Genomic DNA, 25,128 nt, shown 5'->3' on the forward strand with positions numbered 1-25,128 from the left:
TTCAGAGCTGCAATATTACGCAGGCACATCAAATAACACAAATTCATATTTTTCATTATTTGCATTCCATATAAGAATACAAATACAATTCGGCATGGATACCGAATCTTTAAAAGCTTTTCTCGCCGTCGCCGAACAACAATCCTTTTCGCTGGCAGCAGAACAACTGCATATTACCCAACCCGCGGTGAGCAAACGCATAGCCGCCTTGGAGCGGCAATTAAGCTGCAAATTATTTGACCGCATTGGCCGCAACATCCATTTAACCGAGGCCGGTCGCGCGCTCATGCCCCAGAGTCGGCGCATACTGCAAGACATTAAGGAGGCCGTGCGCAGCATTCACGACCTGCGCGGCTCGGTTAGTGGCCGCCTGTCGATGGGCATAAGCCACCACATAGGCTTACACCGCCTGCCGCCAGTATTGCGCGAGTTCAGCCAGCGCTATCCCGAGGTAAAACTCGATATCGACTTTATGGATTCAGAACTTGCCCACCAGCGCATTTTGCATGGCGAGATGGATTTAGCGGTGATCACCCTATCACCCAGCGACGATCAACAACTGCTATCGATCCCGATCTGGGAAGACCCACTGTCCGTCACCGTGGCCAAAGACCACCCTCTGGCCAAGTTCAACACCGTGAGCGCCGACATGCTCAGCCAACACACCGCGCTACCGCCTGGCTTAAACACCTACACAGGGCAAATCATTAAGGAGTTATTCGACCGGCAGGGCCTGAGCATGAACATTGGCATGTCGACCAACTATTTGGAAACCATCAAGGTGATGGTCAGTATTGGCTTAGGTTGGAGTATTTTGCCGCTCACCCTACTCGACGACACAGTAGTGGCGCTGCAATGGCAGGGCCAGGCCTTGTCGCGCACCCTGGGCTGCGTACACCACCGCAGCCGCAGCTTATCAAATGCCGCCGACGCATTTATCGAGTTACTGCTGGCAGAGCGCGCGCCAAAATAAACTTACTCCGGCCGCAGGCGCGGTTTCAGCCTGAGTAATAGTTCCGCCATTTGCGCTGGGGTATCCGCGTCTTGGTAAATCCCTTTGTCGCCCACAACCACTTCTTCAACAAATTTAGCCTGACTTGTTAATACCGACTTTGCGCCAACATCGCCACGCAACTCGCACAATTGCGGCCAGAAGTTGCGACCAAACCCAACTGGGTGGCCCCGTCGCCCCGCACACACCGGCATCACAATAGTGTCTGGCTTAAGAATTTTTGCGACTGCAAGCAGCGATTCTATTCGCAACAGCGGCAAATCCACCGGCAGAATCAATACCCCCTGCGCCGACGACTTTAAGCCTAAATGCGCGACCCCATCAGCTATGCTATGCCCCATACCCAAGCTAGCGTTGGCCGACAAAATGCACGGCGCATCGATACGAGCAGAAACATCGTCACCCGCGTCAATGACCACCGAAACATTAAGACCCGCTTTGCGCGACCGCCGCACCAAGGCATTCACCAATACCCCACCGTGAGGTAGTGGTGCAAAACGTTTATCTGCCTCGCCAAAGCGCCGGCTTTTTCCCGCCGCCAATATCAGTATGGGCAAACTCATTAGTTTGCTGGCACCTCATTGTCTGCTCGCCGCTTTCCTGCCCGCAATTGCGTTAACTGCGCCATAATCGCCACGGCGATTTCCATGGCAGATTTACTGCCAATCGGCAGCCCAACCGGGGCGTGCAATTGTTGTAACTGCTGATCGCTAATATCGAGCTCCCTCAAACGGACACGACGCTTATCGGATGTTCGCTGAGAACCAAGCGCCCCCACATAAAACAAGCTTTGGGTTAGGGCCTGCATTAATGCCATATCATCGATCCGTGGATCGTGGGTCAAGGTCACCACCGCCGTAAACGTATCGCCGTGCTCACTCACCGCATCATCGGGCATGTCCGCCAATAGCTCAGCACCATTAACCGACCACTGTTTACGGCGATCTTCTCGTGGATCACAAACCAAAACCCGATAATCCATAGCGAGCGCTATTTCGGCAATGCAACGCGCCAATTCATTCGCGCCGATGAGTAACAATTGGAAGCGCGGACCAAAATCTTGCTGCAGCCTTTTGTCATCAATGTGTAGGGCCTGACAACTACTCACGGCGCTAAGCTGCCAATCACCTGTTGCCAAACCCACAGTGCGACGTATGGGCTGGCGCGCCGCCAGTGCACTACTTAATTCCTCGAGCAAATCACAGCGAATTTTATTGGGTGACAAAGGCTCAAGCAAAATATGCATGCGTCCGCCACAGGGCAGACCAAAACGCTCATTCTCCTCTGGGCTCACCCCGTATTCCAATAATACTGGCTCAGCGACAGCAAGCTCTCCGCCTTGTAATTTGGCGAGCAGCTCATCTTCTATACAACCGCCAGACAAGGAGCCATGCACATTACCCTGCTCATCTAAGGCCATTATAGAACCCAATGGCCGAGGCGAGGCGCCAAAGGTTTTTACTACGGTACACAGCCAGCCGGATTCACCCCGCTGCAAAAATGCTAAGGCCGCTGCCAGCACTAATTGATCTATTGTTTTCACTCGATATGACCTTGCACTTAAATTTCAGCCAAAAAAAACGCCGCTGACGCGGCGTTATATTCGTTTATCCCTTAGGACAAAATCAATACCAGCGGTAAGTGGCCTGCAGCGCGATGGTGCGTGGCGCCTCTACGAAACCGTAGTGACCTGCCGCGCCAAAGATGCTATTCGCTAATGGCGTATCATTTGAGTAAGAGATTGTTGTTTCATCAGTCGCATTCTTAACCAACAGAGCGGCTTCCCAACCAGCGGTCACATCAGCTAAAGAGAAGCGTAAGTTAGTTTTAATATACGCATCCTGCTCCTGACTTGGATCAAGGTTCTGCGAAGAGTTGTAAGCACCAGTGAAGACAAAGTCAGCACCGCCGCGGAACTCTAAATCCTTGCTCACCATCGTGGTGTAAACAAAGGTCATATTACCTGAGTAGTCTGCCACATACTGGTTAGTCTTACCCTTGTAATCACAGTAAGGATTGCCTTCAACCATATAATCTGGCGTCTGCCCCTGGTAACACTGGCCATTTTCAAAGTCAGTAAACTCAAAGTCTAAGAATGCCAAGGCACCAGTCATCATCAAGTTTTCTGTCAGGGCCATACGACCGTCTAGCTCAATACCCATGGTAGTTGCTGCGCCAGCGTTACCGACGTTAAAGCCCAAGGTACCATCAAAAATACTAACCTGAAGATCATCATACTGGGTGTAGAAAGCTGCAATATTCAACTCAGCCGCGCCATCTAGCAAAGTTGTTTTAGCACCCGCCTCCAAGCTAGTGGCCTGCTCTTCATCATATTCGAAGCTACCAACTAAAATGATTGGATCAGAATCAGGGTTTTGCAATGGACGGATCACATTAGCCTCGGGAGAGGCATTTGAGCGCGCGTCGTAACCACCAGACTTATAACCAATGCTTGCCGTTGCATACAGCATCACATCGTTGCTCCAGTCGTGCTGGATATTCAACGACGGCGCTAAATTCCCGCCCTTACGCGAGCCGCTAAGGTTATGTCTTTCTGCAGAAAAGTTCTTCGCAACAACTGTGTCAATTTCACCTTCAGCGCGAATTTCACCAGTACTGATATCGCTGAAGTTTAGGCTGCGGCTACCTTCCTTCTCTTCATAAGAATAACGCAGACCAAGGGTCGCGCGAGTCAGATCGGTTACATTCCACGTGGCTTGCACGAAACCTGAGATCAAGTCTGTAGTAGAACTAAAGTCGCGAGGCGTACCAAGATTTACTATTTCATCACCAGCGTCACCTATGCCACCAAGCTCTAACACACCCGCATCAAATAGCGGCTGGAATAGCGGTGCCAACGGCGTACCTGCAACCTGGGCCTGGGTGACGTTATCGAATGGACCACCCGTAGCATCGAACGGAGGACGTTCTCCGCGAGCACCGGCTTCCTGGATATCTGCGGCATTCAACAACTGCGGAAGAATATCGCTTTCGACACGAATACTGTCGAAGAAATCTAACTCACTGTGTTGAAAGAACGCACCAGCAATAAACTCAAAGGTTTCGCCAACGGGCGACACCCAGCGAAACTCCTGGCTAAACTGATTGTATTCTTCTTCTGCCGCAACACTGAATACTGAAGCGCCGGTAAAATCACAGTCGCACAATTCAGAGGTTTTATAACCAAGTACACCCGTAATAAAGGTAAAGGTATGATCGCCCCAAACGTAATCCACGTTCAGTGTTACGTTATGGGTATCGTTGTAGCTGTAATCACCATTAGATGAACGCTTATAGTCTTGATAGTTGTTCAAAACCGACGAGTCCGCATCTACGGTTACGAGATTTACTGGACCAACATTAATCTCAGTAAAATCTAATATTTGACCATAGGTACGACCATTAAACGCATCTGTATCAGAGGTCGACGCTTGGTCATTAATAATTTCGATTTGACGACCATTTACATCGAATTGGCCAATTTCAAATTTTAATGCCGCTGTTAAATCTGCGGTCGCATCCCACACGAACATAGCGCGTATTGTCTGCTCGTCACGCTGAGGCTCATCACGGTTAAGCGTCAAGTTCTCCATATGGCCGTCGATTTCACGTTTGCGAATCGCCAAACGACCACCAATATTGTCTGTCAGCGGACCAGAAACAACAAAGTCCAAAACTCGCTCGTTGGTTTCCGCTTCAAAAGTACCAGACACCAAGCCTTCAAACTCTTGACCAGGCCGCGCTGAGATCAGACTCAAGGCCCCGGCAATACTGTTTTTACCAAAAAGTATATTTTGCGGACCACGCAAAACCTCGACCCGCGCCAAATCCAAGAACGGTGCACGTGTTAATTGCGCGCGACCGTAGCTAACGCCGTCGAAATACATACCAACTGACTGTTCGAAGCCAGGGTTAATACCCGAGCCAATACCGCGAATGTAAATATTAGTACCGATACCGGTTTCTGACATGGTCAGGTTGGGGACGTAAGCTTGCAGGTCTTCTACCTTGCTAATGCCCGCCTCCATCATTTTATCACCAGATACCGCGTTGACTGATACTGGAACGTCTTGAAGACTTTCGGCACGTAAAGTGGCCGTAACGATAACTTCCTCGAGTACGCCGGCTGCTTGACTGTGTGCTGAACACAACAGAAGACCAGCGGCTAAAGCAGATAAGCGAAAGTCGGAAATGGTTCTTTTCAAGGTCATATGACCTCCAGATGCAGTTAATTTTTATATGCTGCCACCTGACTGAGTCAGCTGGACTAGCGGCCTATATAAAGTCGTCGTTATTATACGTTGCTAGCAAAATGTTTGCATCGAAAACATATAGCATTTTTACTAATGGTTCAATGAAATGGCATTTTTAATAAGCATAGCGACTATAGCCACCTAAAATAATCGTCTGTTTTATGTAGTTAAGGCTGAGCGATATAGAACAACTCGTTTAAAGACTAACATGATAGACCAGCCCTCATTGAGAGCTGGTCGTCATTTTTTTACCAGCGATAACTCGCCTGCACCGCTACGCTGCGGGGACGCTCAACGAACGCGTAGTGACCGATACTACCGAAACTACTGTTCGCTAATGGCACGTCATTTGAGTAAGAAATAACGTCTTCATCAGTTAAGTTCTTACCGATTAAAGCAAGCTCCCAACCTGATTTCACGTCTGCTATTGCTAGGCGTGCATTCACTTTCACGTAGCCATCTTGCTCTTGGCTAGGATCTAAGTTTTGCGAAGAGTTGTAATCATCAGTAAAGACAAAGTCTGTACCTGCGCGCAACTCTAAGGCATCACCGAACTCGCGAGTGTAGGTAAAGGTAACATTACCGGAGTAATCGGCTACGTACTGGTTGGTCTTACCTTTGTAATCACAATATCTCGCAGTTGGTGTAATCTGATCTGGTGTTTGTCCTTGGTAGCACTGACCTTTTTCAAAATCGGTGAATTCAAAGTCCAAAAAGGCCAAAGCAGCGCCCATCATCAAATTATCGGTCAGCGCAAAACGACCATCCAATTCGATACCCTTAGTCTCTGCGGCACCAGCATTACCCACATTAAAGCCGAGGGTTCCGTCAAAAATGCTCACCTGAAGATCATCATATTTAGTAAAGAAAGCCGCAATATTTAGCTCGCCACGACCATCCATAAAGCTGGTCTTAGCACCAATTTCAAAGCTGGTTGCTTTCTCTTCATCATACTCAAAGGAACCATCAATCGATCCGCCCGGCGAAGCGTTTGAACGCGCGTCAAAACCACCCGACTTATGACCAATACTCGCTGTTGCATAAGCCATTACGTCGTTATTGACGTCGTATTGAACATTTAATGACGGCGCCAAATTACCGCCTTTTTGAGTGCCTTCTAAGTCATGACGCTCGACCTTAAAGACGCCGGCAAGTACAGCGTCGACTGTGCCAAGCGGACGCTCATTACCATCAAGATCTGCTACCGTCAGGTCTCGAGTACCCTCCTTCTCCTCGTATGAATACCGTAAGCCCAAGGTCGCGCGCAAACGATCTGAGGCATTCCAAGTGGTTTGCCAGAACACCGACCACAATTCAGCATCGCTGGTAAAGTTTCGCGGTGTTGTGGTATTTGAAATCGAAGCCCCGGCAGCGGGCGAGCTTAATGCATTTCCTACAACATTCGGCAGAATCAAGCTGTCGATGCGGATCTCATCATAAAAATCCAACTTACTTTTTTGGTAGTACGCGCCGCCAATATGTTCAAAGGTCCCACCTGCGGCCGACACCCAGCGCGCTTCCTGGCTGTATTGGTCATACTCTTCTTCAAAGGGCACGCTAAAGACCGGTGCGCCAGTAAAATCGCAATCACACAGCTCAGCAAATTCATAATGCATCAAACCGGTAATAAACGTTAAGGTGCTTTCACCCAAGGCGTAATCCACATTTAAGGTGAGGTTCTTGGTGCGGTTATTACTGTAGTCACCGTTTGATGAACGCTTGTAGTCTTGAGTTGTATTCAAAACTGACGGTCCCGCGCCCAAAGCAGTTAACATTTGCGAATACTTTAAGCCCGCAAATGGGAAGGGAGCAGCAAAAGTAGTGACTTGGTCATCAACTATCTCCACCTGGCGACCCAATACATCAAACTTACCAAGCTCAAACTTAAGCATTGCGGTTAAATTCTCTGTGGCGTCCCAGTCGAGAATGGCGCGAATGGTACTTTCATCGCGCTGTGGCTCATCACGATTCAAGGTGATGTTTTCGATATAGCCGTCCATCTCGCGCTTACGTAAAGCAATACGACCACCTAGGGTGTCGGTGATCGGACCTGACACCATAAAGTCTACGACTTTTTCGCCATGATCTGGTTCGTACAAGCCTGAGATCATGCCCTCATTTTCTTGCCCTGGACGGGCAGATATCAAACTCAGTGCACCGGCGATACTGTTCTTACCATAAAGAATATTTTGCGGACCGCGCAAGACCTCAACGCGGGCAAGATCGAGAAACGGCGCGCGGGTCAGCTGGCCACGGCCATAGGATATGCCGTCAAAATACATTCCCACCGACTGCTCAAAACCGGGGTTAATACCGGAGCCGATACCGCGAATATAAATATTGGTTCCTATAGCTGTCTCAGACATTGATAAATTGGGAACATAGGCTTGAAGATCTTCTATTTTATCAATGCCCGCCTCAGCCATTTTTTCACCAGACACTGCATTTACCGACACCGGCACGTCTTGCAAACTTTCGGTACGCAAGGTGGCCGTAACCAGCACTTCTTCGAGTGCAGGTGCGGCAAATACTGCAGTATTTGTACAAAGCCCCACAGCAATGGCCAAAGGCACTAAATGGCGGTTTGATTTTGAGTGCTTTTTCATCAACGTCTCTCCCAAAGAGATTTATTGTAATTATTTCCGCTCCATTAGCGGTGCACCATCAGCGCACATATAGGGGCTAATACACAGTCTAGTCGGGAATCCGGTAATGTAAAATGTGAATAACCCCTATAAGCGCCACTGAATGGCACAAGACATGCTATGAATAGTAGTAGCGCTTAGATCAGGGATATCGGCAGGAAATTGGCTAAAAAACACCGAGTGCGAGACCAGCAGCAAAGCCCGCCCCCAATTCTTCAGCTTGCTGAAAGGCCTCCGCGTTAGGCTCGCCGTGGCAGATAATCGCTTCAGTGACACTGCGCCACGCATAACCTTTTGCTATCCGCTGCCATTGTCGCAAGGCATTGCTGCCGTCGTTGCCACTGCAAATAAATACGCCGTATGGCCGGATAAGCTCCCGCGCCAGTACCGGGTAAAAGCTTCGGTCAAAAAAATCCTTCATTCCGCCGGCTAGCGCACCAAAGTTTTCCGGCATAAATAATAAAAGACCGTCGCACCACATGATGTCGCGAGTGCCAGCCTCGGCAGCGCGGAGTAGCCGAGTTTCAAGCTCAGGCTCTGCCCTTATGGCCGCGTCATGGGCGGCATAAGCCAGGCGCTCATTCCTACCCGACTGGCTGTGATATACAATCAACAGGTGTTTGGATCTGGCATCAGCCACAAGCAATCCCTTAAATACAAGCTAAGCATTAATGAAAAAAGCGCGACAAACGCCAATGTAAAACCAAGGAAATAACGCCATGAAATTTTTACACACAATGATTCGGGTGAAAAATCTCGACGCGTCATTGCATTTTTATTGTGAGCTACTCGGCCTCAAAGAGGTTCGCCGCTACGATAATGAAAAAGGGCGTTTCAGCCTCATATTTCTCGCGGCACCTAATGATTTTGAAACGGCGCAGAAAACCCAGGCACCGACTATCGAGCTTACTTATAACTGGGACCCAGAGGATTATCAAGGTGGCCGCAATTTTGGTCACCTCGCTTTTCTCGTCGATAATATCTACGAAAGCTGCAAGACCCTGCAGGACGGCGGCGTCACCATAAACCGCCCGCCAAGAGATGGCCACATGGCTTTTGTACGCTCACCGGACAACATCTCCATTGAATTATTACAGCGCGGCGACGCACTGCCACCCCAGGAACCGTGGCTATCGCTAGCAAATTGCGGCGAATGGTGAGCACTTAAAAAATCCCAAAAAACCAGCCACCGCTCTTCAAATCTTTTTCACAGCGAGCCAATTGCGCAGTGTAGGTCTGGGAGCGGGAAGTGACTTTGCTCGCAACTCGCTTCAGCCAAGGCTTACTATTGTAGCTGCGTCGTTTAAAACCGCCGTGCCCCTCATGGTAGGCCATATAGAGACTGTAGGTGTCGGTGGGGCTAATACCGACCATGCGGTTGCTGACATTATTATACCAACCGATAAAATCGATAGCGTCGGCAAAATCGTCGCGATCTGCCCCCCAATTTCCAGATTTATCAACATACCATGCCCAGGTTGAGTCCTTGGCCTGAGCGTAACCGTAGGCATCAGACATACGACCTGCCGGAATAAAACCCAGCCAGTACTTTTTTGGTGGCTTAGCCTTGGCCACAAAGGCCGACTCTTGATACATAATCGACATCATAACGGGAATGGGTGAATTCCATTTTTTAGATGCCGACTTCGCGTCGCCGTACCAATCGTCCTTTTCACGAAAAATCGAGCAAATATCACCGGGGTTGCGCGGCGGCGACGTGGTGCAACCACCAATCGTCAACAACAGTATGACAAACCAAAGCATCCTCATACATTACTGCCATGTTCAGTAAAAAACTGCAGTAACTCTTGTTCGTTAATCACTTTTACCCCTAGCGCTTCGGCTTTAGCTAACTTTGAGCCGGCGCTAGCACCTGCGGCAACACAATCGGTTTTTGCTGATACACTGCCCGCCACTTTTGCGCCCAGTGCCTGTAGTTTTTCTTTAGCGTCACCACGCGTCATCGACTCTAGATTGCCGGTCAGCACCCAAGTCTGTCCCGCTAAGGGCTGTTCACCTCCCGCCTGTCGCGGTGCTGGCCAATGAACCCCCCGCTCCAGCAATAAATTGATAACCTCTCGATTATAGTCGCTGCTGAGAAACGCGTGGATATGGCTCGCCACTATTGGACCGACATCGGCAACGCTAAGCAATTCTTCTTCGCTAGCGGCGATTAACGCCGGTAATTCGCCAAAGTGATTTGCCAAGTTCAGCGCGGTAGCTTCACCCACTTCGCGAATGCCGAGCGAGTACAGAAATCGCGGCAAGGTGGTCGTTCGCGATTTTTCCAGGGCAGCCAGTACATTTTCCGCAGACTTTTGCCCCATACGATCAAGCCCCGCAAGCGCATCAAGCGTGAGCACAAATAAATCTGCCACGGTTTCGATCAAGCCCGCGTCAACTAATTGCTCGACGAGCTTATCGCCCAAGCCCTCAATATCCATGGCCTTACGGCTGGCGAAATGTTTGATTGCCTCTTTGCGCTGCGCCCCGCACACCAAGCCACCGGTACAGCGTAAGACCGCCTCACCCGGCGCCCGCTCCAAAGCGCTGTCGCAAACTGGGCATCGCACCGGCGCGACAATAGCGCGCGCCTCCGCGGGACGGCGCTCGGCGACCACCTGCACAATCTGCGGAATGACATCACCGGCGCGGCGTACCACCACATAGTCGCCGATCATGACATTGAGGCGGGCGACCTCATCAAAATTATGCAAGGATGCATTACTGACGGTTACCCCACCCACAAACACCGGCTCTAATTTTGCGACCGGCGTGACTGCACCAGTGCGCCCAACTTGAAACTCAACATCGCGGAGCTGGGTAATTTCTTCTTGGGCCGGAAATTTATGGGCAATAGCCCAGCGTGGCGCCCGCGACACAAATCCCAGCTTGTCTTGAAGGGCCAAGGAATCAACTTTAAAAACAATGCCGTCAATGTCATAGGCCAGGCTATCTCGGCGAGCGAGAAGATCTTGGTAATATTCAAGACAGCCATCAATGGAGTCCACCACCCGCAACTCTGGGCTTACTAAAAAACCCCAATCGCGAAGTCGCGCGAGCCCCTCACTGTGACTGTGAAACCACGCTTCACCGTCGCCTTGCGCAATGCCATAGCAACTCATTTCCAGTGGACGGCTTGCCGTGATCTTACTATCTAATTGCCGTAAACTCCCAGCAGCCGCGTTGCGCGGATTAACAAATACTTTACCCTCACTATTGCGGGCTAATTCATTTATCCGCGCAAAGCCCGACCGCGGCATATAAATTTCACCCCGCACTTCCAGTTCGTCTGGCCAACCGCTGCCCCTCAACTTCAACGGGATGGATGCGATAGTTTTAACATTTTGGGTAATATCTTCACCCACTCGACCATCGCCACGGGTAGCCCCCCTGACTAAAACACCGTCAACGTACAATAAGCTCGCGGCAATGCCATCTAACTTTGGCTCACAGGCATAGCGGAGTTCAGCGCTGTCGTTTAAGCGAGATTTAATGCGCTGATCAAAATCTAAAAGCGCCTGCTCAGAAAAAACATTATCAAGGGAAAGCATCGGCGTTTCATGACGCACCTGACTAAACGCCGCCAACGGCGCCGCGCCAACTCGTTGACTTGGGGAGTCTGGGCTATGCCACTCTGGATGCGCGGCTTCTATTTCTTGTAGCTCTGCAAATAAGCGGTCGTACTCCGCATCTGGAATACTCGACTCATTGAGAACGTAATAGTGGTAGCTATAGCTATGAAGTTGTTCGCGAAGCATTTCTAGGCGCTCGCGTAGAGAAGGTTCAGCCATTCATGACGCCGTTGTTATAGTAGACTGCGCATCAGCCACCCTTACATAAGGGTAAGCTGACGGCGCTCAAAATCGCGAATTCGCTGTTTATAATGTTCAAGAGTCTGCTTGGTTGCGACACTGTGGGTCTGATCGCGCAGCTCCCCTTCTAGATTTTTTACCAGGCAGCGGGCAGTTTCAACCATTGCCTCATAGGCTTTCATGCTATCTGCCGGGCCGGGAAGATGCATAAAAAAGACCACACCTGGAGTGCTGAACTCATCTATTTCATCCAAATCAAAATTGCCGGGTTCTACCAAATTTGCCACGCTAAATTGAATTTGGCCACTGCCATCGGCATTTTCATAGCGGTGAAAAATATTCATTTTGCCGTAGCGAACATCACAGGCCATCAAAATCTGCAACAAATCATTGCCTTTAAAGGGCTTACCCGTCGGCGACATGACATTGAGCACAATCAACTCTTGATGCGCTGACGGCGCTGCCTGCGCCGACTTTAACGATGCAGCTTCTTTCTCTGGCCGACGCTCAGCACTTGCCGCCAGCGGCTTGGCTTCGCTGCGCTCAGGCTGGACTAATTCTTCGTCATCACCTAGCTCACCACGCCAACCCGCATCTACATCGTGAAGATCGTCGCCGTCATCGACAACATTCCTCGCGTATTCCTCGGCGGGGTCGCGAAATAAAATATCATCGTCGTCATCTGCTGCCGCACTTACAGGCGGCTCTTTACGCGCTGCCGCTGTGCTCGTCGTCGGCGCCCGTTTTACATGCAAGCTTGGCTGTTCGCGAACCGCGATAACACGTGCTGAGCCGCCGGGCAGTTCCGGGTTGACCAAATCGTCATCCACTTCACTGCGCGCCTTTGGCGTTAAGCGTATGGTATCACTGCGGTCTTTGTGCATCCGCCGATAGCCATCTAGCAATACTGCCAGCGCGAGCAGTGAGCCAATTATAATTAACCAATCTCTGACACTGAGGTCCATTATCTAGCCCTTTTTGGCCATTACGACCGCATCCCCAATAATTCACTGTGGCCTTGGATAAAATTCTGACGCTATTGTTCCACGCGTTTTGCTAAATTTCCATGTTTTCGCAATTAACGCGGCACTATCGCATCCAAGCTTATCTTACATTGCCGCCATTTCCGCTGCTTTTTCCAAATCAACTGAAACCAAGCGCGAAACGCCGGGCTCGTGCATGGTCACGCCCATGAGTTGATGCGCCATTTCCATGGCAATTTTATTGTGGCTAATATAAATAAATTGCACTTCCGAGGACATCTCTTTCACCATCCGCGAATAGCGACCAACGTTGGCATCATCGAGTGGCGCATCAACTTCGTCCAGCATACAAAACGGTGCAGGATTTAAGCGGAAAATCGAAAATACGAGCGCGATTGCCGTCAGTGCTTTTTCACCACCTGAAAGCAAATGAATGGTGCTATTACGCTTACCCGGTGGCCGCGCCATGATCGAAATCCCGGTGTTGAGCAAGTCATCCCCGGTCATTTCCAGCGAGGCACTACCACCGCCAAAAACCTTGGGAAACAGATCTTGTAAGCCAGCATTAACGCGGTCGAAGGTTTCTTTAAAACGATTGCGGGTTTCTTTGTCGATACGGCGAATAGCCGCCTCCAAGGTTTCCAGCGCCTGCTCCAAATCTGCATTTTGCGCATCGAGGTAGTTTTTACGCTCCGACTGCTGCTTATACTCTTCTATCGCCGCGAGATTGATTGGCCCCAGACGGGCAATACGCCTGCCGACCTGCTCCAGCGACTCCAGCCATTCCGCCTCGTTAGCGTTTTCTGGCAAGCTGTCGAGTACCGACTGCAAATTAAATTGCGCTTCCTGCAACTGATCTTGCAAACCCTTGCGGCGCACTTGCAGACCTTGATTATCGACCCGCGCCTGCTCTAAGCGGCTGCGCACTGTTTGCAAGCGCTGCTCGATCCCATGGCGCTTTTGCTCGTTTTCGCGCAGCTGATGATCAACAACTTCTAGGGCTCTGCGCGCTTGCGCCAACTCCTCTTCGACAGCAAGGCGCTGCTCTAAGCGTGACTCAAGCTCAATTTTTAAATCATCAATGGGCGCATCGTTGTCTTCTAAGGTCAGCGCTAATTGCTCGCGGCGCTCCTGCAATTGCGCCAGCTGTTCTTCGGTGCGGCCAATGTTCTGCAACACCGAGTCACGTTGAGTGCGCAGCGATTGATAACGCATCGCCAACTGATGGGAGTGGTCTTTGGATTGCCGCGCCGTTTGACGAGCGGCATCCAATACGGTGCGGTTATTATCGCGTTCGCCCAATAGGGCTTCGCGCTTACCGGAGTCTTGCTCCATTGCCTCAATCGCTTCTTGAAGCGTCATCCGCGCCTCGGCAACCGACTCCTGCTCCATCGCAAATTGATTACGCAGCTCCTTGCCGTCATTTTCTAACTGCAAGCGCCGAGCACTCAGCTGCTCTACTTTGGCCTGCTGGGCACTTAACTTGGCTCGTAGCTCACTTAATTTGCGATTGAACTGCTGCACATCGCGGTTGAAATTCTCGCGATCTTGCTCCTGCTTCTTCAATAATTCGCGATCCGTATCCAGCGCCGCAACAATGGCCTCGATACGGGCTTCGCTGTTGGCTATGCCTTCGCGCAAGTCTTGGAGATCTTGCTGGCGCTGCAGCACCCCGCCCTGGGCAGTATCACCACGACTAACCCGCAACCAATTACCCCCAAGCCACAAGCCCTCGGGAGTGATTACCGACTCGTGAGCCGCTAAATTGCCGCGCATCGCCAGCGCCGAACCAAGGTCGTCGGCGAGCTTAACCGTAGCCAAAATACCGGACAGCGCCGCATTGCCAGTGACTTTATCGGCCAGCGAGGCCCCAGAGCTAGCCTGCGCAGCTTTGTGCGGTTCAACAAAGGCCACACTGCCCTCGGCGAATCCCGCCAATAACTCGGCAACGCCATCAAGCGAATCAACACACAGTGCCTGCAACTGGTCGGCCAACACTGTTTCGACCGCCTGCTGCCACCGCTCGTCAACGTGCAATTGTTCGGCGAGCCGCGCTTGCTTATCGAGCCCGTGACTGGCCAACCACTGGCTGGTCGCCTTGTCGCCCTGCCCCAATGCCGCCTGCTGCAGCGCTTCCAGCGAGGCCATACGACCGCGCATACCCTGCAAATCGCTGCGGCGGCGATCTAATTCATCATTCGCCTGCTTAATGCGCTCTCGACATTCACTGATTTGCGGCAACAGCGCGGCGTGGCGCTCTTGAGCCGTCATTTCTTCCAGCTCACTCTCAGCCACTTCCTGCTGCAGTAGCTCAATGTCCTCGTCAACATCGGCAAGACTCAGCCCTTTGCGCTCGTGGTCAAGTTTTTCAACCCGCTCCTGTATGCGCTGCAAACTCAATTCAAGATGCTGAATACGCGACTGTTCAACCTCGGCGCGCTGACGTGGCCCAGCCGCTGCGTGGTTAAACTCATCCCAACGCTGCTGCCACGACTGCATGGCCTCCTCTGCGGCTGCCAGCGCCTCACTAGCGCCCTCTTCGCTGGCCTCGGTAAGCTCCAGCTCTGGCTCTATTTCTGCTATTTCTTCTTCCCATAGCGCAATTTTTTCTTTGTCGCTATTGAGATGGCGAGTGGTTTCGGCAACGTTGCCAGCGACCTGCTGCAAATCTGCATCGAGCTGGCGACGGCGTTCTTGCTGATGCTGAATAGCTTGCTCGGCCCGCGCGATTTCAGCGCCGATGCTGTAAAACCGGCCCTGAACTTCGTTGAAGGTGTCGTTTAACTGGCTGTGCTGATCTCGCGCCTGCTCAATACCGGTATTTAAGCCCACCTGCTCAGTCACGATCGCTTCGCGGTCGAGCTCTAGCTGGTTTATATCTTTTTCTTTGAGACTGGCTTGCTCATCAAGGGTCTTCCACTGCAAAACCTGAACTTGGGCCTTGAGTAGTCGCTCCTCTTTTTTGAACTCAGTGTATTTTTCTGCCGAGGCCGCCTGACGCTGCAAATGCTGCAGCTGGCGCTCTAGCTCATCGCGCAAGTCGGTAAGCCGTTCGAGGTTTTCTTGGGTGCGACGCATGCGGCTTTCGGTTTCGCGGCGGCGTTCTTTGTATTTGGAAATACCCGCGGCTTCTTCAATAAACACCCGCAATTCTTCCGGCTTAGACTCAATAAGCCGCGAAATCATACCCTGCTCAATAATGGCGTAGCTGCGTGGCCCTAAACCCGTGCCTAAGAAGATATCGGTAATATCACGGCGACGGCATTTACTGCCGTTTAAATAATACTCAGACAGTCCTTCGCGGGTGACTTTACGGCGAATGGCTATTTCATTGTACGCTGCGTACTCGCCGCCCAATTTTTTATCGGTGTTATCAAAAACCAACTCGATAGTAGCTTGGCCGACCGGCTTGCGATTGACCGAGCCGTTAAAGATAACGTCCGTCATAGACTCGCCACGGAGGTTTTTAGCCGAGCTTTCGCCCATCACCCAGCGCACTGCGTCGATGATATTTGATTTGCCACAGCCATTTGGGCCGACAACGGCCGACAAATTAGTCGGAAAATGAACCGTTGTGGGGTCTACAAAAGATTTAAACCCAGCCAACTTAATACTTTTTAGACGCATAAACCAATAACCAAAATATGAAGCCCTTGCCTGCCGCTGAGTTTTTATCGTTTTCGGGGCAAACGCGGAATAAATTTGCGCAAAGCGCGATTATAGCGGTCATAGCGAGGACTAACAGTAGAAATTCCGACTTTGCGGGAATTTCTACTTGGCGGCCTGTATTGCGTTGATCGTCAAGGCGATCGCGCTCGCCTCCGCGTCGGCCTTAAGGCTTACCGGCTCGGCGAGCCAGTCGCCAGCACGCCGAATGGCGGTGCCCGCTAAACTGATGTGGGCGGACACCACTAATTCAGGAAAATCGGCCAATACCTTACCTTGGCGAATAACATCACTGTCGGTCAAATACACTGTTACCGGCCATTTTTGCTCTGATGCAGCAGAAAGCGGCAAGCGCATTGCCGCCACCGGCATGGGCGAGCCATCTGCACTTTTAGCCACCACAAACAACACCCCAGCAGGTGTCGGCCCCAAGTCGGCATTCACCGTCACGATCACCGCCAGCCCCTCTAATTCACCATCCGCCATGGCGAGACGTTTGGACTCGGCAATACCACCGGCGATCACCCCAGCTTCGGCAGAGTTTGGCGGCAATACCTGCAACAAGCTCTGCCAATATTTTAATGCCTCGCTATAGCGCCCAGCCGCGAAGGCGTCAATTCCCAAGACTCCCAATGCCGTTGCCTGCTGGGGGTTAATCGCGAATGCCCTATTGAGCAAGGCTTGGGTTTGCTCGTCTACTTGACGTCCATTAAGCAAATAACGCGCCTGCGCCAACTGCGCCAGCACATCGGCATCATTCGGATACAAAGCCTCAAGCCGCTGATAGTAAGGCAGTGCACCGGCAAAATCGCCTTGCTGGCGAAACAAGGTCGCCATCATCACCAAATGTTCACCACTCTCTGGGCGACGTGCCAATATATCGGCAACAAGGTCTTGATAGCGCTGCCACCGCGCCTCATCGATACCTTGCTCAACAATCTCGCGCTGCAAGCTCCGCAACTGCAAATCTAAGTGATAACCTAACTGACCATAAAGCAGTATCGCCAGCAGCGGCAGTGCCATGGCCAATATTACGATCAATGAACGCTGTCCCACGCGCTGCTTGCTAGGCACCTCGGTAGCGGACTCCACCACCAACTGCCGATCCAGCTCACGAACAAGCTCTTGGTATTGATTGTCTTCGATCAAACCAGCATCGCGGTCGGCAGCTAATTCCGCTTGGCGCTGGCGATAAAAGCTACGCTGGGCGCTGCGATGCAATTGATTATCGGCATCGGCAGGTGCATGACGGCGAATCGCCAGCAACACAAAAAAGGCGGCAACCACCAGTAGCAATGCTATTCCTAAATACAGCGCGATCACTTATTGTCCCCATCTTTGCTCGCCGAGTTTTCCTCATCCAGCAAATCCTTTAGCTGCTGTTGCTCTGTTACCGACAGCGCCTCATCACTTGATAACTTAGGCTTAGCCCGCGTCGCCGCCATGCGCCACCACACAAACAAACCAAGCAACAATAAACCGAGTGGCGTCAACCACAAGACTGCCGTAGCGGCGTTAAACTGGGGCCGGTAAAGGATAAAATCGCCGTAACGTGCCACCATATACTGGGTGATTTCAATATCAGATTTATCGTCCATAATCATCTGATGAATCTGACGACGTAAGTCTTTGGAAATAGCCGAGTCTGAACCCGATAAATTTTGATTCTGGCATTTTGGGCAGCGCAACTCCTCAATAAAATGGTGGTAACGAGCGCGCTGCACATCAGTGTCAAATTGATACGTTTCAATGACCCCATGCGCACTAAAGCTCAGCAAAATGAGCCAGCCTGCCAAGAGTAAACTCCTCATTGCTTAAGCTCCGCCGACGGCGCCGCCAAGCCTGCAATAAGTGGGGCAAACTCGCGACCCCATATAGCTTGATCTAGCGCACCCTGATAGCGAAAGCGAACGATGCCCGCCGCGTCTACCAAATAGGTTTCTGGCGCGCCGGTAACACCGAGATCCAAACCAAAATCACCGGCCTCATCAAAGAGCGTCGCCACATACGGATTGCCCTTCTCTGCCAGCCAACGCTGCGCCGCCTCGGCGTTATCTTTGTAATCGACGCTGACAATTTTGACACCCTGATCGGCAAGCGCAACGAGGAATGGATGCTCATAGTGACAAGTAGGGCACCACGTCGCCCACACATTCAGTAAAAACCACTCACCTTGAATATCGCTGTTGGTGAGAGTTCGACCGTCCTCCAACGCAGGTAGGGAAAACGCGGGCAACGGTCGATTGACCAATGCCGACGGCAAATCGGTCGGCGCGTATTCACCGCGCTGCACGCGGCGTTCAACACCAAAAAACATTGCCGCTAGCGCAACAAACACCAACAGGGGAATAAAGAGTTTAAGCCTTTGCATGGTTTTCCCCTTTTTGAACGCGCGGTGAAGCGCTTCGGTAGCGCTTATCACAAATTGCCAACAAGGCCCCTAGCGCCATCAAGATTGCGCCCAGCCAAATAAAACGGATGAAGGGCTTTACGTGGATACGCACCGCCCAGGCATTTTCACCCACCGGCTCGCCCAGCGCGATATAGACATCACGCAGCAAACTGGCGTCAATGGCGGCCTCAGTCATCACCTGACCGCTGCGCGCATGGTAGCGACGCTTTTCTGGGTGCAGGTCGGCAACAAAGTCGCCCGCTTGCCACAGCGTAAAGCTGCCGCGCTGGCCCTGGTAATTTGGGCCGGTAATCGATTGTACGCCGTCAAAACGAACCTCGTAGCCAGACACGTCATCCATGCGATCGCCGACTTCCATCCGAATATCGCGCTCATCATTAAAACTGGTGACCATCGCCACGCCAAGCACGCTGGCAGCAAAACCGATATGCGCGAGCAACATGCCATAATACGACGGCGTCAAGCGGCGCAGCCCCGAGAACAGCGATGCTGCATTGCGGGTTTTGCTGCGCAAATTTACCGCACTGCTGAGCACTATCCATGATGCAAGTAACACACCCACGGTAGCGCCAAGCTGGAATTCATCAGCGAAGGCATTAGGGAGGATTAACGCGATAACAGCACTGGCGATAAACGCACCAAGTAATGCGCGCCACCAACGCTGAGCCCCAGTGCGCTTCCACTGCGAAGAAGGCCCAATACCAACAAGCAAGGCCAATAAACACATTAGCGGGACAAAAATCGCATTAAAATACGGCGGCCCCACGGAGTATTTGCCTAGACCGGCGAAATCCATAATAAGCGGAAACAAGGTGCCGAGCAGCACCGTCATGGCGGCAACCACCAGCACAATATTATTGGCCAGCAACAGCGCTTCTCGAGACAGCCAGCCAAAGCTCGGCGCTGTCTTTGCTGCCGGTGCTTTAAAGGCATACAGGGTCAAGGAGCCACCCACTACCAAAAACAAAAATGCCAGTATAAACATGCCGCGAGTTGGGTCCGCTGCAAAAGCGTGCACCGAGGTGAGAACCCCGGAGCGCACCAAAAATGTACCTAGCAAACTCAACGAGAACGCAAATATCGCCAGTAATAAAGTCCAGCTTTTAAAGACACCACGTTTCTCTGTCACCGCTAAGGAGTGAATTAACGCGGTGCCGACCAACCACGGCATAAATGAGGCGTTTTCTACCGGGTCCCAAAACCACCAACCGCCCCAGCCCAGCTCGTAGTAGGCCCACCAACTACCCAGCGCAATGCCGACGGTTAAAAACAACCACGCCGTATTGGTCCAGGGCCGAGACCAACGCGCCCAACTGGCGTCCATGCGACCACTGAGCAGCGCAGCAATGGCAAAGGCGAAGGCCACAGAAAAGCCAACATAACCGATATAGAGCATTGGCGGATGAATCACCATGCCGGGATCTTGCAATAGCGGGTTTAAGTCCTGACCATCGCTTGGCACGTTTAGCAAATGCCGCGCAAAGGGATTTGAGGTAAACAGCGAAAAACTAAAAAAGCCTACCGCGATCATGCCCATGACGGCCAATACTCGGGCGAGAATATCGCGGGGCAATTGCCGAGAAAAAATGGCAACGGCGACCGTCCACAAGGTCAATATTTCTAACCATAGCAAGAGGGAACCTTCATGGCCGCCCCACATAGCGCTGAATTTATAGGCATTGGGGAGCAGTGAGTTGGACTGTGCCGCCACAATATCGACAGAAAAATCGTCGGTCATAAATGCATAGACAAGACAAGCAGTGGCAATAGTGGTAAATAAAAACTGCGCAAAACTCAAATAGCGCGCCGCGGCCATCGCCATTTGGTCGCCACGCTGCACACCCCACAAGGGCAAAACCGCTAGGACTAAGGCGAAGCAAAAACCAAGAATTAAGGCGAAGTGGCCAAGTTCTACAATCACAGGGAACCCTTCTCTTCTAGCTCAGCACGCTTGGCGGCTGATTTAGTTAAGGCATCACTAACTTCCGGAGGCATATAAGTTTCGTCGTGTTTTGCCAACACCTCGCTCGCGTAAAAAACACCGTCCTCGGCAAGCTTACCCGAAACGACCACGCCCTCTCCTTCCGCAAACAAATCCGGCAAAATGCCTTCGTACTCAACGGTGACAACCGCGCTGTAATCAGTCACCACAAAACGTATTTTCAAACTGTCAGTAGCGCGCTGCACGCTACCCTCTTGCACCATTCCACCGGCGCGAATCGCTTTACCTACTGGCGCCTTACCCGACACAATTTCGGCGGGGGGATAAAACAAATTAATATTTTCCTTTAAGGCGTAACCCAACAAGCCAGCGGCCAAGGACGCTACACACAAAATAAAAACAACAATCATTAAGCGCTGTTTGCGCTGGGGATGCATAGCCATAATTCTTTACTCTTTGCCTTTCACTTTATTAGCGCTTGCTTGTTTGCGGCGAACCACCCCACGCACCCGCTGCTCAGCACCAAGACGGCGACGACGGGCTTCAAATAAAATAACGCACAACACCAGTGCTGTTATACCGTAACAGAACCACACATAAGGGCCGTGGCCATCCATTGCGAACAACTCACCAATCGAATCAAAGTACACTGTTACTCTCCGCGTTTTTGTCATCACCGCAGACAATGTCTTGGACCCAGCGGGTATTGCGCTCACGATCAAGAATTTCATTGCGAGTAAACAACAACATTGCCCAGGCGAAAAACAAATACATGCCCGCCATGGTCGCCATCAAGGGCCTCAGCATACTGGGATGAATAGAGGATTCACCGATAAAACGAATACTGGCTGGCTGATGCAGGCTGTACCACCATTCCACAGACCAATAAATAATGGGGATATTAACTGCGCCCACGATCACCAGTACCGCACAGGCCTTGGCCGCTGCTTCGCGATTTTCAAAGGCTTGATGCAGGGCAATAACCCCAAGATACAAAAAGAACAAAATCAACACTGAGGTGATACGAGCATCCCATACCCACCAGGTACCCCAGGTTGGCTTACCCCACACGGCGCCGGTCAACAGCGCAAGAAATGTAAGCGAGGCACCGATCGGCGCAATCGCTTTCATGACCATTGCCGCCAACTTCATTCGCCAAATCAAGTGAATCGCGCCAGCTATGGCCATGGTCATATACGCGCCCATGGCCACCGCCGACGCAGGTACATGCACATAAATAATACGAAAACTATTGCCCTGTTTATAGTCGGGCGGCACCAGCGCTAAGCCCCACACCGCGCCACCAATGAGCAGCAATAGCGACAAGCCCCCCAGCCACGGCAGCAAGCGGCCACTGAACTGATAAAACCAGCGCGGCGAGCCCCATTTATGAAACGTAGTCCAAATAGACAAAACTCTTCTCTCTTTTACTAAAGCCTAATGCCGCTCTGGCAAATAATTACCGCGCCGAAGTATACCAGATACCCCGCACCACTACTGATCCACACTAATTCGCAAAGCGCCCGCTATCGCCAGCGGTGCCAGCGCCAAGGCAACCAGAAAAAACACGCCCAGCATCGCCAGTTGCGGTAGAAATGGGCCGCCGTCGACCGCCGTTTTAACGGCACTACTGCCAAAGATCAGCACGGGAATATACAGGGGTAAGATGATCAGTGACAACAATAAGCCGCCCTTTCGCAAGCCTACGGTTAACGCCGCGCCAATAGCACCAATAAAGCTTAATACGGCGCTACCAAGCGCCAAGCTCGCCATCAAAGCCAGCATCCCCGCCGTCGGTAAATGCAGCAAAACACCTAATAAAGGTGAAAGTAGACTAAGAGGCAAACCGCTTAACAACCAGTGCGCCAAGGTTTTAGCGATCACTTGCGGATATAAGGCTTGGTGGCTAAGCAGCATTTGCTCGAGGGTAGCGTCGTCGTAATCACTGCGAAATACCGTATCGCTGGCGAGTAAGGACGCTAATAAAGCCACCACCCACAATATTCCGGGCGCCAACTCCGCCAATCGCTGGGGTTCAGGCCCAATCCCGAGCGGAAACAGCGCACAGACCATGACAAAAAACACGAGGGGATTTGACCATTCACTGCCCCGGCGCGCAGCGGCGAGCAAATCCCTACGCAATACGGCCAACGCCAAGCTAAATAACGTCATTAATGCTCCCCCAATTCAATAATGCGGAGGGGGCGGTTAATCGCGAGTCGATGATGCGTGGTTAACAAGACCGCGCCACCGGCATTGGCAAATTCGCTAATCCATTGTTCAATTTCAGCGACACCGCCTTGATCAATAGCGGTAAAGGGTTCGTCTAAAATCCACAGCTGGGCCGGAATACAAAATAATCTAGCGAGATTAACGCGGCGCTGCTGCCCTGCAGACAAGCTGTAACAGGCTTGCTCTTCAAAGCCCCGCAAACCTACTTTGGCCAGGGCCGAGAGGATAGGATTGTCGTCTGCAGGTAGACCACGCAAGGCGCAAGACCACCGCAGGTTTTCCAGTGGACTTAATGCCGCTTTGATACCAGCGCCATGACCGATATACAGCAATTGCTGGAGATAGTCAGCGCGCTGCTGTTCCAAAGAGTGGTTGTGCCAAAGGATATCGCCTTGGTAGCGACTGGATAAACCCGCCAAAATTCGCAGCAGACTGGTCTTGCCACTGCCATTAGGACCGGCAATTTGCAGCACATCTCCGGCATTTAGCGTAAAACACAGATCAGCAAACAGCACGCGATCATCGCGCTCACTGTAGAGTTGCCTTACCTCCAGCCCTGTTTGTGCCAAAATCACTCCCGTAGCAGACCAGCATCACGCAGGCCTCAGCATCTGTCAAAACGCTGCAAGTATATACGAAGCAGAGTGGAATTTAGTCCCTAAACAGGATTGTCGTCGAGTAAATCTATTGCTTGGCCGCAAAACTGACACTGGTAATGCACACCGCGCTACCGGCGCTTCGCCCGGCTCTGCAGCCAGGCTTCCATATCCCGGGTGACTAAGTCCAGATAAGCTAGCGCCTTATCTAGCTCTGTCTTTTGTTCAAGCCCCTGAAAGCGGATTAAGCGATTGCGCACCCAGCTCAACTCTTGAACCAAATGGCCTATACCGCTGTCGCCCGTCGTCACGTCAGTAACCAAAGCTGCTTGCGGCCTGACCATTGTCTCGGTAGCACTAGCTCCGCCAGCTTCACCGCCTCGGACAGCAACTTTGCGCGACGTTGGCCCCCTACCTTTGCCGTAGAGGCTATCGAGTAAGTTTTCAAATTCATCATCAGTTATTTGATTTGCAGCAACCGACGGCAAGATGCCACCGGAACTTAGATTCAAGGGAGTGCTAGGTTTACGTGATGTTAGGCGACCATCGAAAAACAAGCCCATGGGGTCGCTGTCGGTGTGTGGTGACACAATGGTATTCGCCGATTTATCGCTGCCATCTGCCGCTTGAACCAGACGCTGTTTTAACTCCCGGCTTAGCGTTTCAGGCTCCTGATGATTTATACGGCGGGCAAGCATTACCTGAACACTTTCCACTGCGCTTAAAATCAGCGACACCGCGGCCGGACTCAAGGCCATTCGCCGTGTACGCAAGCGCTCCATGAGTCGTTCAGAAAGTTGCGCGCACTCCACCAATTCAGCCAAGCCCAACACAGCAGCGCCGCCATAAAGGGTGTGAAAACCACGATGAATATCATCGAGGATACGCTGACCGTCGTAGCCATATTGCAGCTCGGCCAACTGTTCAGATAGGCGCTGGACAATTTCTTCGGCTTCCGCCAAAAAAATCGCCATAATCCCTTCGTGTTCAGTTTTATTCACGCATAATCCAATTAAATCTCACGGTTCAACAAGCGCAGCAAGCACACATATTATGATTATGACCAAATTATTCTCTGGCTACTGTAAGACCGATCACAATCCAGCAACTTGCCCACTGCATAGCGTCATTAACCGTCAACTCTAGCAAAAATGCGCATTATTTTGCTTTCCAGCATTGCCGCAGTGAAGGGTTTGACAATATACCCGTTCACACCCGCTTCAGCGGCTTCAATAATTTGCTCGCGGTGAGCATCTGCGGTAATCATTAACACTGGAATATGGCGAAGTCGGCGATCAGCACGAATAGCCCGCAACAACTCAAGACCCGACATATGCGGCATTAACAAATCGGTAATAACAAAATCAAAATGCTGATTATGCAGCATAGGCAGTGCCGCTAAGCCGTCGTCTGCCTCACTAATGTAGCGATATCCCAAGTCGCCAAGGAGATTGCGAATTATCCGTCGCATTGTCGAAAAATCCTCAACGACCAAAATACGCATCTCGCTACGCAGGCCCGAGGCCGACGACACCGGATCACTGCTCTCCTGGTTGTGCTCAAAGGGATTC

The 25,128-nt window shown here is 51.5% G+C and carries 22 protein-coding genes; 2 read left to right on the plus strand and 20 right to left on the minus strand.

All coding sequences use genetic code 11. The features are described 5' to 3' along the window. Positions 1 to 94: 94 nt before the first annotated feature. Complete coding sequence (locus AZF00_RS10570) at positions 95 to 973, plus strand: LysR family transcriptional regulator (protein WP_008249628.1); 879 nt, start codon at positions 95 to 97, stop codon at positions 971 to 973. Between the two features lie 2 nt (positions 974 to 975). On the opposite strand, the gene AZF00_RS10575 is transcribed toward AZF00_RS10570, so the two are convergent. The 5 genes from AZF00_RS10575 to AZF00_RS10595 form a co-directional block, all read right to left on the minus strand. Continuing rightward, on the minus strand, positions 976 to 1,575 hold the full coding sequence (locus AZF00_RS10575; RefSeq protein WP_008249626.1) for a nucleotidyltransferase family protein: 600 nt from the start codon (positions 1,573 to 1,575) through the stop codon (positions 976 to 978). After that, positions 1,575 to 2,555, minus strand: coding sequence for an XdhC family protein (locus tag AZF00_RS10580; protein ID WP_008249625.1), 981 nt, complete (start codon positions 2,553 to 2,555; stop codon positions 1,575 to 1,577). The genes AZF00_RS10575 and AZF00_RS10580 overlap by 1 nt, the downstream gene beginning before the upstream one ends. Positions 2,556 to 2,637: 82 nt before the next feature. Beyond that, complete coding sequence (locus AZF00_RS10585) at positions 2,638 to 5,223, minus strand: TonB-dependent receptor (RefSeq protein WP_008249623.1); 2,586 nt, start codon at positions 5,221 to 5,223, stop codon at positions 2,638 to 2,640. Between the two features lie 290 nt (positions 5,224 to 5,513). Next, the gene (locus AZF00_RS10590; RefSeq protein ID WP_008249621.1) at positions 5,514 to 7,871 is read right to left on the minus strand and encodes a TonB-dependent receptor; all 2,358 of its coding nucleotides are present in this window, start codon (positions 7,869 to 7,871) and stop codon (positions 5,514 to 5,516) included. A 205-nt stretch (positions 7,872 to 8,076) separates the two neighbouring features. After that, positions 8,077 to 8,550 carry a flavodoxin family protein gene (locus AZF00_RS10595; RefSeq protein ID WP_008249619.1) on the minus strand — a complete coding sequence of 158 codons (474 nt, stop codon included), beginning with the start codon at positions 8,548 to 8,550 and terminating at the stop codon, positions 8,077 to 8,079. Positions 8,551 to 8,629: 79 nt separating this feature from the next. Between AZF00_RS10595 and gloA the strand changes: the two genes are divergently transcribed. Beyond that, positions 8,630 to 9,070 (plus strand): lactoylglutathione lyase, encoded by a 441-nt coding sequence (gene gloA, locus AZF00_RS10600; protein ID WP_008249617.1) that lies wholly within the window; start codon positions 8,630 to 8,632, stop codon positions 9,068 to 9,070. A gap of 4 nt (positions 9,071 to 9,074) precedes the next feature. Here the strand turns inward: gloA and AZF00_RS10605 are convergent, their stop codons facing one another. From AZF00_RS10605 to AZF00_RS10675, 15 genes are all read right to left on the minus strand, one after another. After that, a complete protein-coding gene (locus AZF00_RS10605) occupies positions 9,075 to 9,680 on the minus strand; it encodes a transglycosylase SLT domain-containing protein (RefSeq protein WP_008249614.1) in 606 nt (201 codons plus the stop codon). Beyond that, positions 9,677 to 11,704: an NAD-dependent DNA ligase LigA gene (gene ligA / locus AZF00_RS10610; RefSeq protein ID WP_008249611.1), complete on the minus strand. Its 2,028-nt coding sequence runs from the start codon at positions 11,702 to 11,704 to the stop codon at positions 9,677 to 9,679. The genes AZF00_RS10605 and ligA overlap by 4 nt, the downstream gene beginning before the upstream one ends. Before the next feature lie 41 nt (positions 11,705 to 11,745). After that, entirely contained in the window at positions 11,746 to 12,690 is a 945-nt protein-coding gene (gene zipA / locus AZF00_RS10615; RefSeq protein ID WP_008249603.1) for a cell division protein ZipA, read from the minus strand. A 144-nt stretch (positions 12,691 to 12,834) separates the two neighbouring features. Then, entirely contained in the window at positions 12,835 to 16,335 is a 3,501-nt protein-coding gene (smc, locus tag AZF00_RS10620; RefSeq protein ID WP_062383764.1) for a chromosome segregation protein SMC, read from the minus strand. A 144-nt stretch (positions 16,336 to 16,479) separates the two neighbouring features. After that, on the minus strand, positions 16,480 to 17,697 hold the full coding sequence (gene ccmI, locus AZF00_RS10625) for a c-type cytochrome biogenesis protein CcmI (RefSeq protein ID WP_008249592.1): 1,218 nt from the start codon (positions 17,695 to 17,697) through the stop codon (positions 16,480 to 16,482). After that, positions 17,694 to 18,185, minus strand: coding sequence for a cytochrome c-type biogenesis protein (locus AZF00_RS10630; protein ID WP_008249586.1), 492 nt, complete (start codon positions 18,183 to 18,185; stop codon positions 17,694 to 17,696). Before AZF00_RS10630 ends, ccmI begins: the two co-directional genes overlap by 4 nt. After that, positions 18,182 to 18,745: a DsbE family thiol:disulfide interchange protein gene (locus AZF00_RS10635; protein ID WP_008249585.1), complete on the minus strand. Its 564-nt coding sequence runs from the start codon at positions 18,743 to 18,745 to the stop codon at positions 18,182 to 18,184. Before AZF00_RS10635 ends, AZF00_RS10630 begins: the two co-directional genes overlap by 4 nt. Further along, positions 18,732 to 20,708, minus strand: coding sequence for a heme lyase CcmF/NrfE family subunit (locus AZF00_RS10640; RefSeq protein WP_062383767.1), 1,977 nt, complete (start codon positions 20,706 to 20,708; stop codon positions 18,732 to 18,734). Before AZF00_RS10640 ends, AZF00_RS10635 begins: the two co-directional genes overlap by 14 nt. Beyond that, positions 20,705 to 21,166, minus strand: coding sequence for a cytochrome c maturation protein CcmE (ccmE, locus tag AZF00_RS10645; RefSeq protein ID WP_040803497.1), 462 nt, complete (start codon positions 21,164 to 21,166; stop codon positions 20,705 to 20,707). Before ccmE ends, AZF00_RS10640 begins: the two co-directional genes overlap by 4 nt. 12 nt (positions 21,167 to 21,178) lie before the next feature. Then, the gene (ccmD, locus tag AZF00_RS10650) at positions 21,179 to 21,379 is read right to left on the minus strand and encodes a heme exporter protein CcmD (protein WP_008249582.1); all 201 of its coding nucleotides are present in this window, start codon (positions 21,377 to 21,379) and stop codon (positions 21,179 to 21,181) included. Next, a complete protein-coding gene (locus AZF00_RS10655) occupies positions 21,369 to 22,136 on the minus strand; it encodes a heme ABC transporter permease (RefSeq protein WP_062384863.1) in 768 nt (255 codons plus the stop codon). The genes ccmD and AZF00_RS10655 overlap by 11 nt, the downstream gene beginning before the upstream one ends. A gap of 87 nt (positions 22,137 to 22,223) precedes the next feature. Then, positions 22,224 to 22,901: a heme exporter protein CcmB gene (gene ccmB / locus AZF00_RS10660; protein WP_008249579.1), complete on the minus strand. Its 678-nt coding sequence runs from the start codon at positions 22,899 to 22,901 to the stop codon at positions 22,224 to 22,226. Beyond that, a complete protein-coding gene (gene ccmA, locus AZF00_RS10665) occupies positions 22,901 to 23,530 on the minus strand; it encodes a cytochrome c biogenesis heme-transporting ATPase CcmA (protein ID WP_062384866.1) in 630 nt (209 codons plus the stop codon). Before ccmA ends, ccmB begins: the two co-directional genes overlap by 1 nt. Positions 23,531 to 23,688: 158 nt before the next feature. Then, positions 23,689 to 24,558, minus strand: coding sequence for an Hpt domain-containing protein (locus tag AZF00_RS10670; RefSeq protein WP_040803130.1), 870 nt, complete (start codon positions 24,556 to 24,558; stop codon positions 23,689 to 23,691). Between the two features lie 128 nt (positions 24,559 to 24,686). Continuing rightward, entirely contained in the window at positions 24,687 to 25,061 is a 375-nt protein-coding gene (locus AZF00_RS10675) for a response regulator (RefSeq protein ID WP_008249576.1), read from the minus strand. Positions 25,062 to 25,128: the final 67 nt, after the last annotated feature.

Source organism: Zhongshania aliphaticivorans (assembly GCF_001586255.1).
GTDB classification, from domain to species: Bacteria; Pseudomonadota; Gammaproteobacteria; order Pseudomonadales; family Spongiibacteraceae; genus Spongiibacter; species Spongiibacter aliphaticivorans.

What these genes read in the sequence shown, in the direction of transcription:
- AZF00_RS10585 (WP_008249623.1), bottom strand. Translation starts at nt 5,223, where the DNA reads ATGACCTTGAAAAGAACCATTTCCGACTTTCGCTTATCTGCTTTAGCC.
- ccmB (WP_008249579.1), bottom strand. Translation starts at nt 22,901, where the DNA reads ATGACGTTATTTAGCTTGGCGTTGGCCGTATTGCGTAGGGATTTGCTC.
- AZF00_RS10675 (WP_008249576.1), bottom strand. Translation starts at nt 25,061, where the DNA reads ATGCGTATTTTGGTCGTTGAGGATTTTTCGACAATGCGACGGATAATT.
- AZF00_RS10635 (WP_008249585.1), bottom strand. Translation starts at nt 18,745, where the DNA reads ATGCAAAGGCTTAAACTCTTTATTCCCCTGTTGGTGTTTGTTGCGCTA.
- gloA (WP_008249617.1), top strand. Translation starts at nt 8,630, where the DNA reads ATGAAATTTTTACACACAATGATTCGGGTGAAAAATCTCGACGCGTCA.
- AZF00_RS10575 (WP_008249626.1), bottom strand. Translation starts at nt 1,575, where the DNA reads ATGAGTTTGCCCATACTGATATTGGCGGCGGGAAAAAGCCGGCGCTTT.
- AZF00_RS10590 (WP_008249621.1), bottom strand. Translation starts at nt 7,871, where the DNA reads ATGAAAAAGCACTCAAAATCAAACCGCCATTTAGTGCCTTTGGCCATT.
- ccmE (WP_040803497.1), bottom strand. Translation starts at nt 21,166, where the DNA reads ATGCATCCCCAGCGCAAACAGCGCTTAATGATTGTTGTTTTTATTTTG.
- zipA (WP_008249603.1), bottom strand. Translation starts at nt 12,690, where the DNA reads ATGGACCTCAGTGTCAGAGATTGGTTAATTATAATTGGCTCACTGCTC.
- AZF00_RS10605 (WP_008249614.1), bottom strand. Translation starts at nt 9,680, where the DNA reads ATGAGGATGCTTTGGTTTGTCATACTGTTGTTGACGATTGGTGGTTGC.
- AZF00_RS10630 (WP_008249586.1), bottom strand. Translation starts at nt 18,185, where the DNA reads ATGAGGAGTTTACTCTTGGCAGGCTGGCTCATTTTGCTGAGCTTTAGT.
- ligA (WP_008249611.1), bottom strand. Translation starts at nt 11,704, where the DNA reads ATGGCTGAACCTTCTCTACGCGAGCGCCTAGAAATGCTTCGCGAACAA.
- smc (WP_062383764.1), bottom strand. Translation starts at nt 16,335, where the DNA reads ATGCGTCTAAAAAGTATTAAGTTGGCTGGGTTTAAATCTTTTGTAGAC.
- AZF00_RS10570 (WP_008249628.1), top strand. Translation starts at nt 95, where the DNA reads ATGGATACCGAATCTTTAAAAGCTTTTCTCGCCGTCGCCGAACAACAA.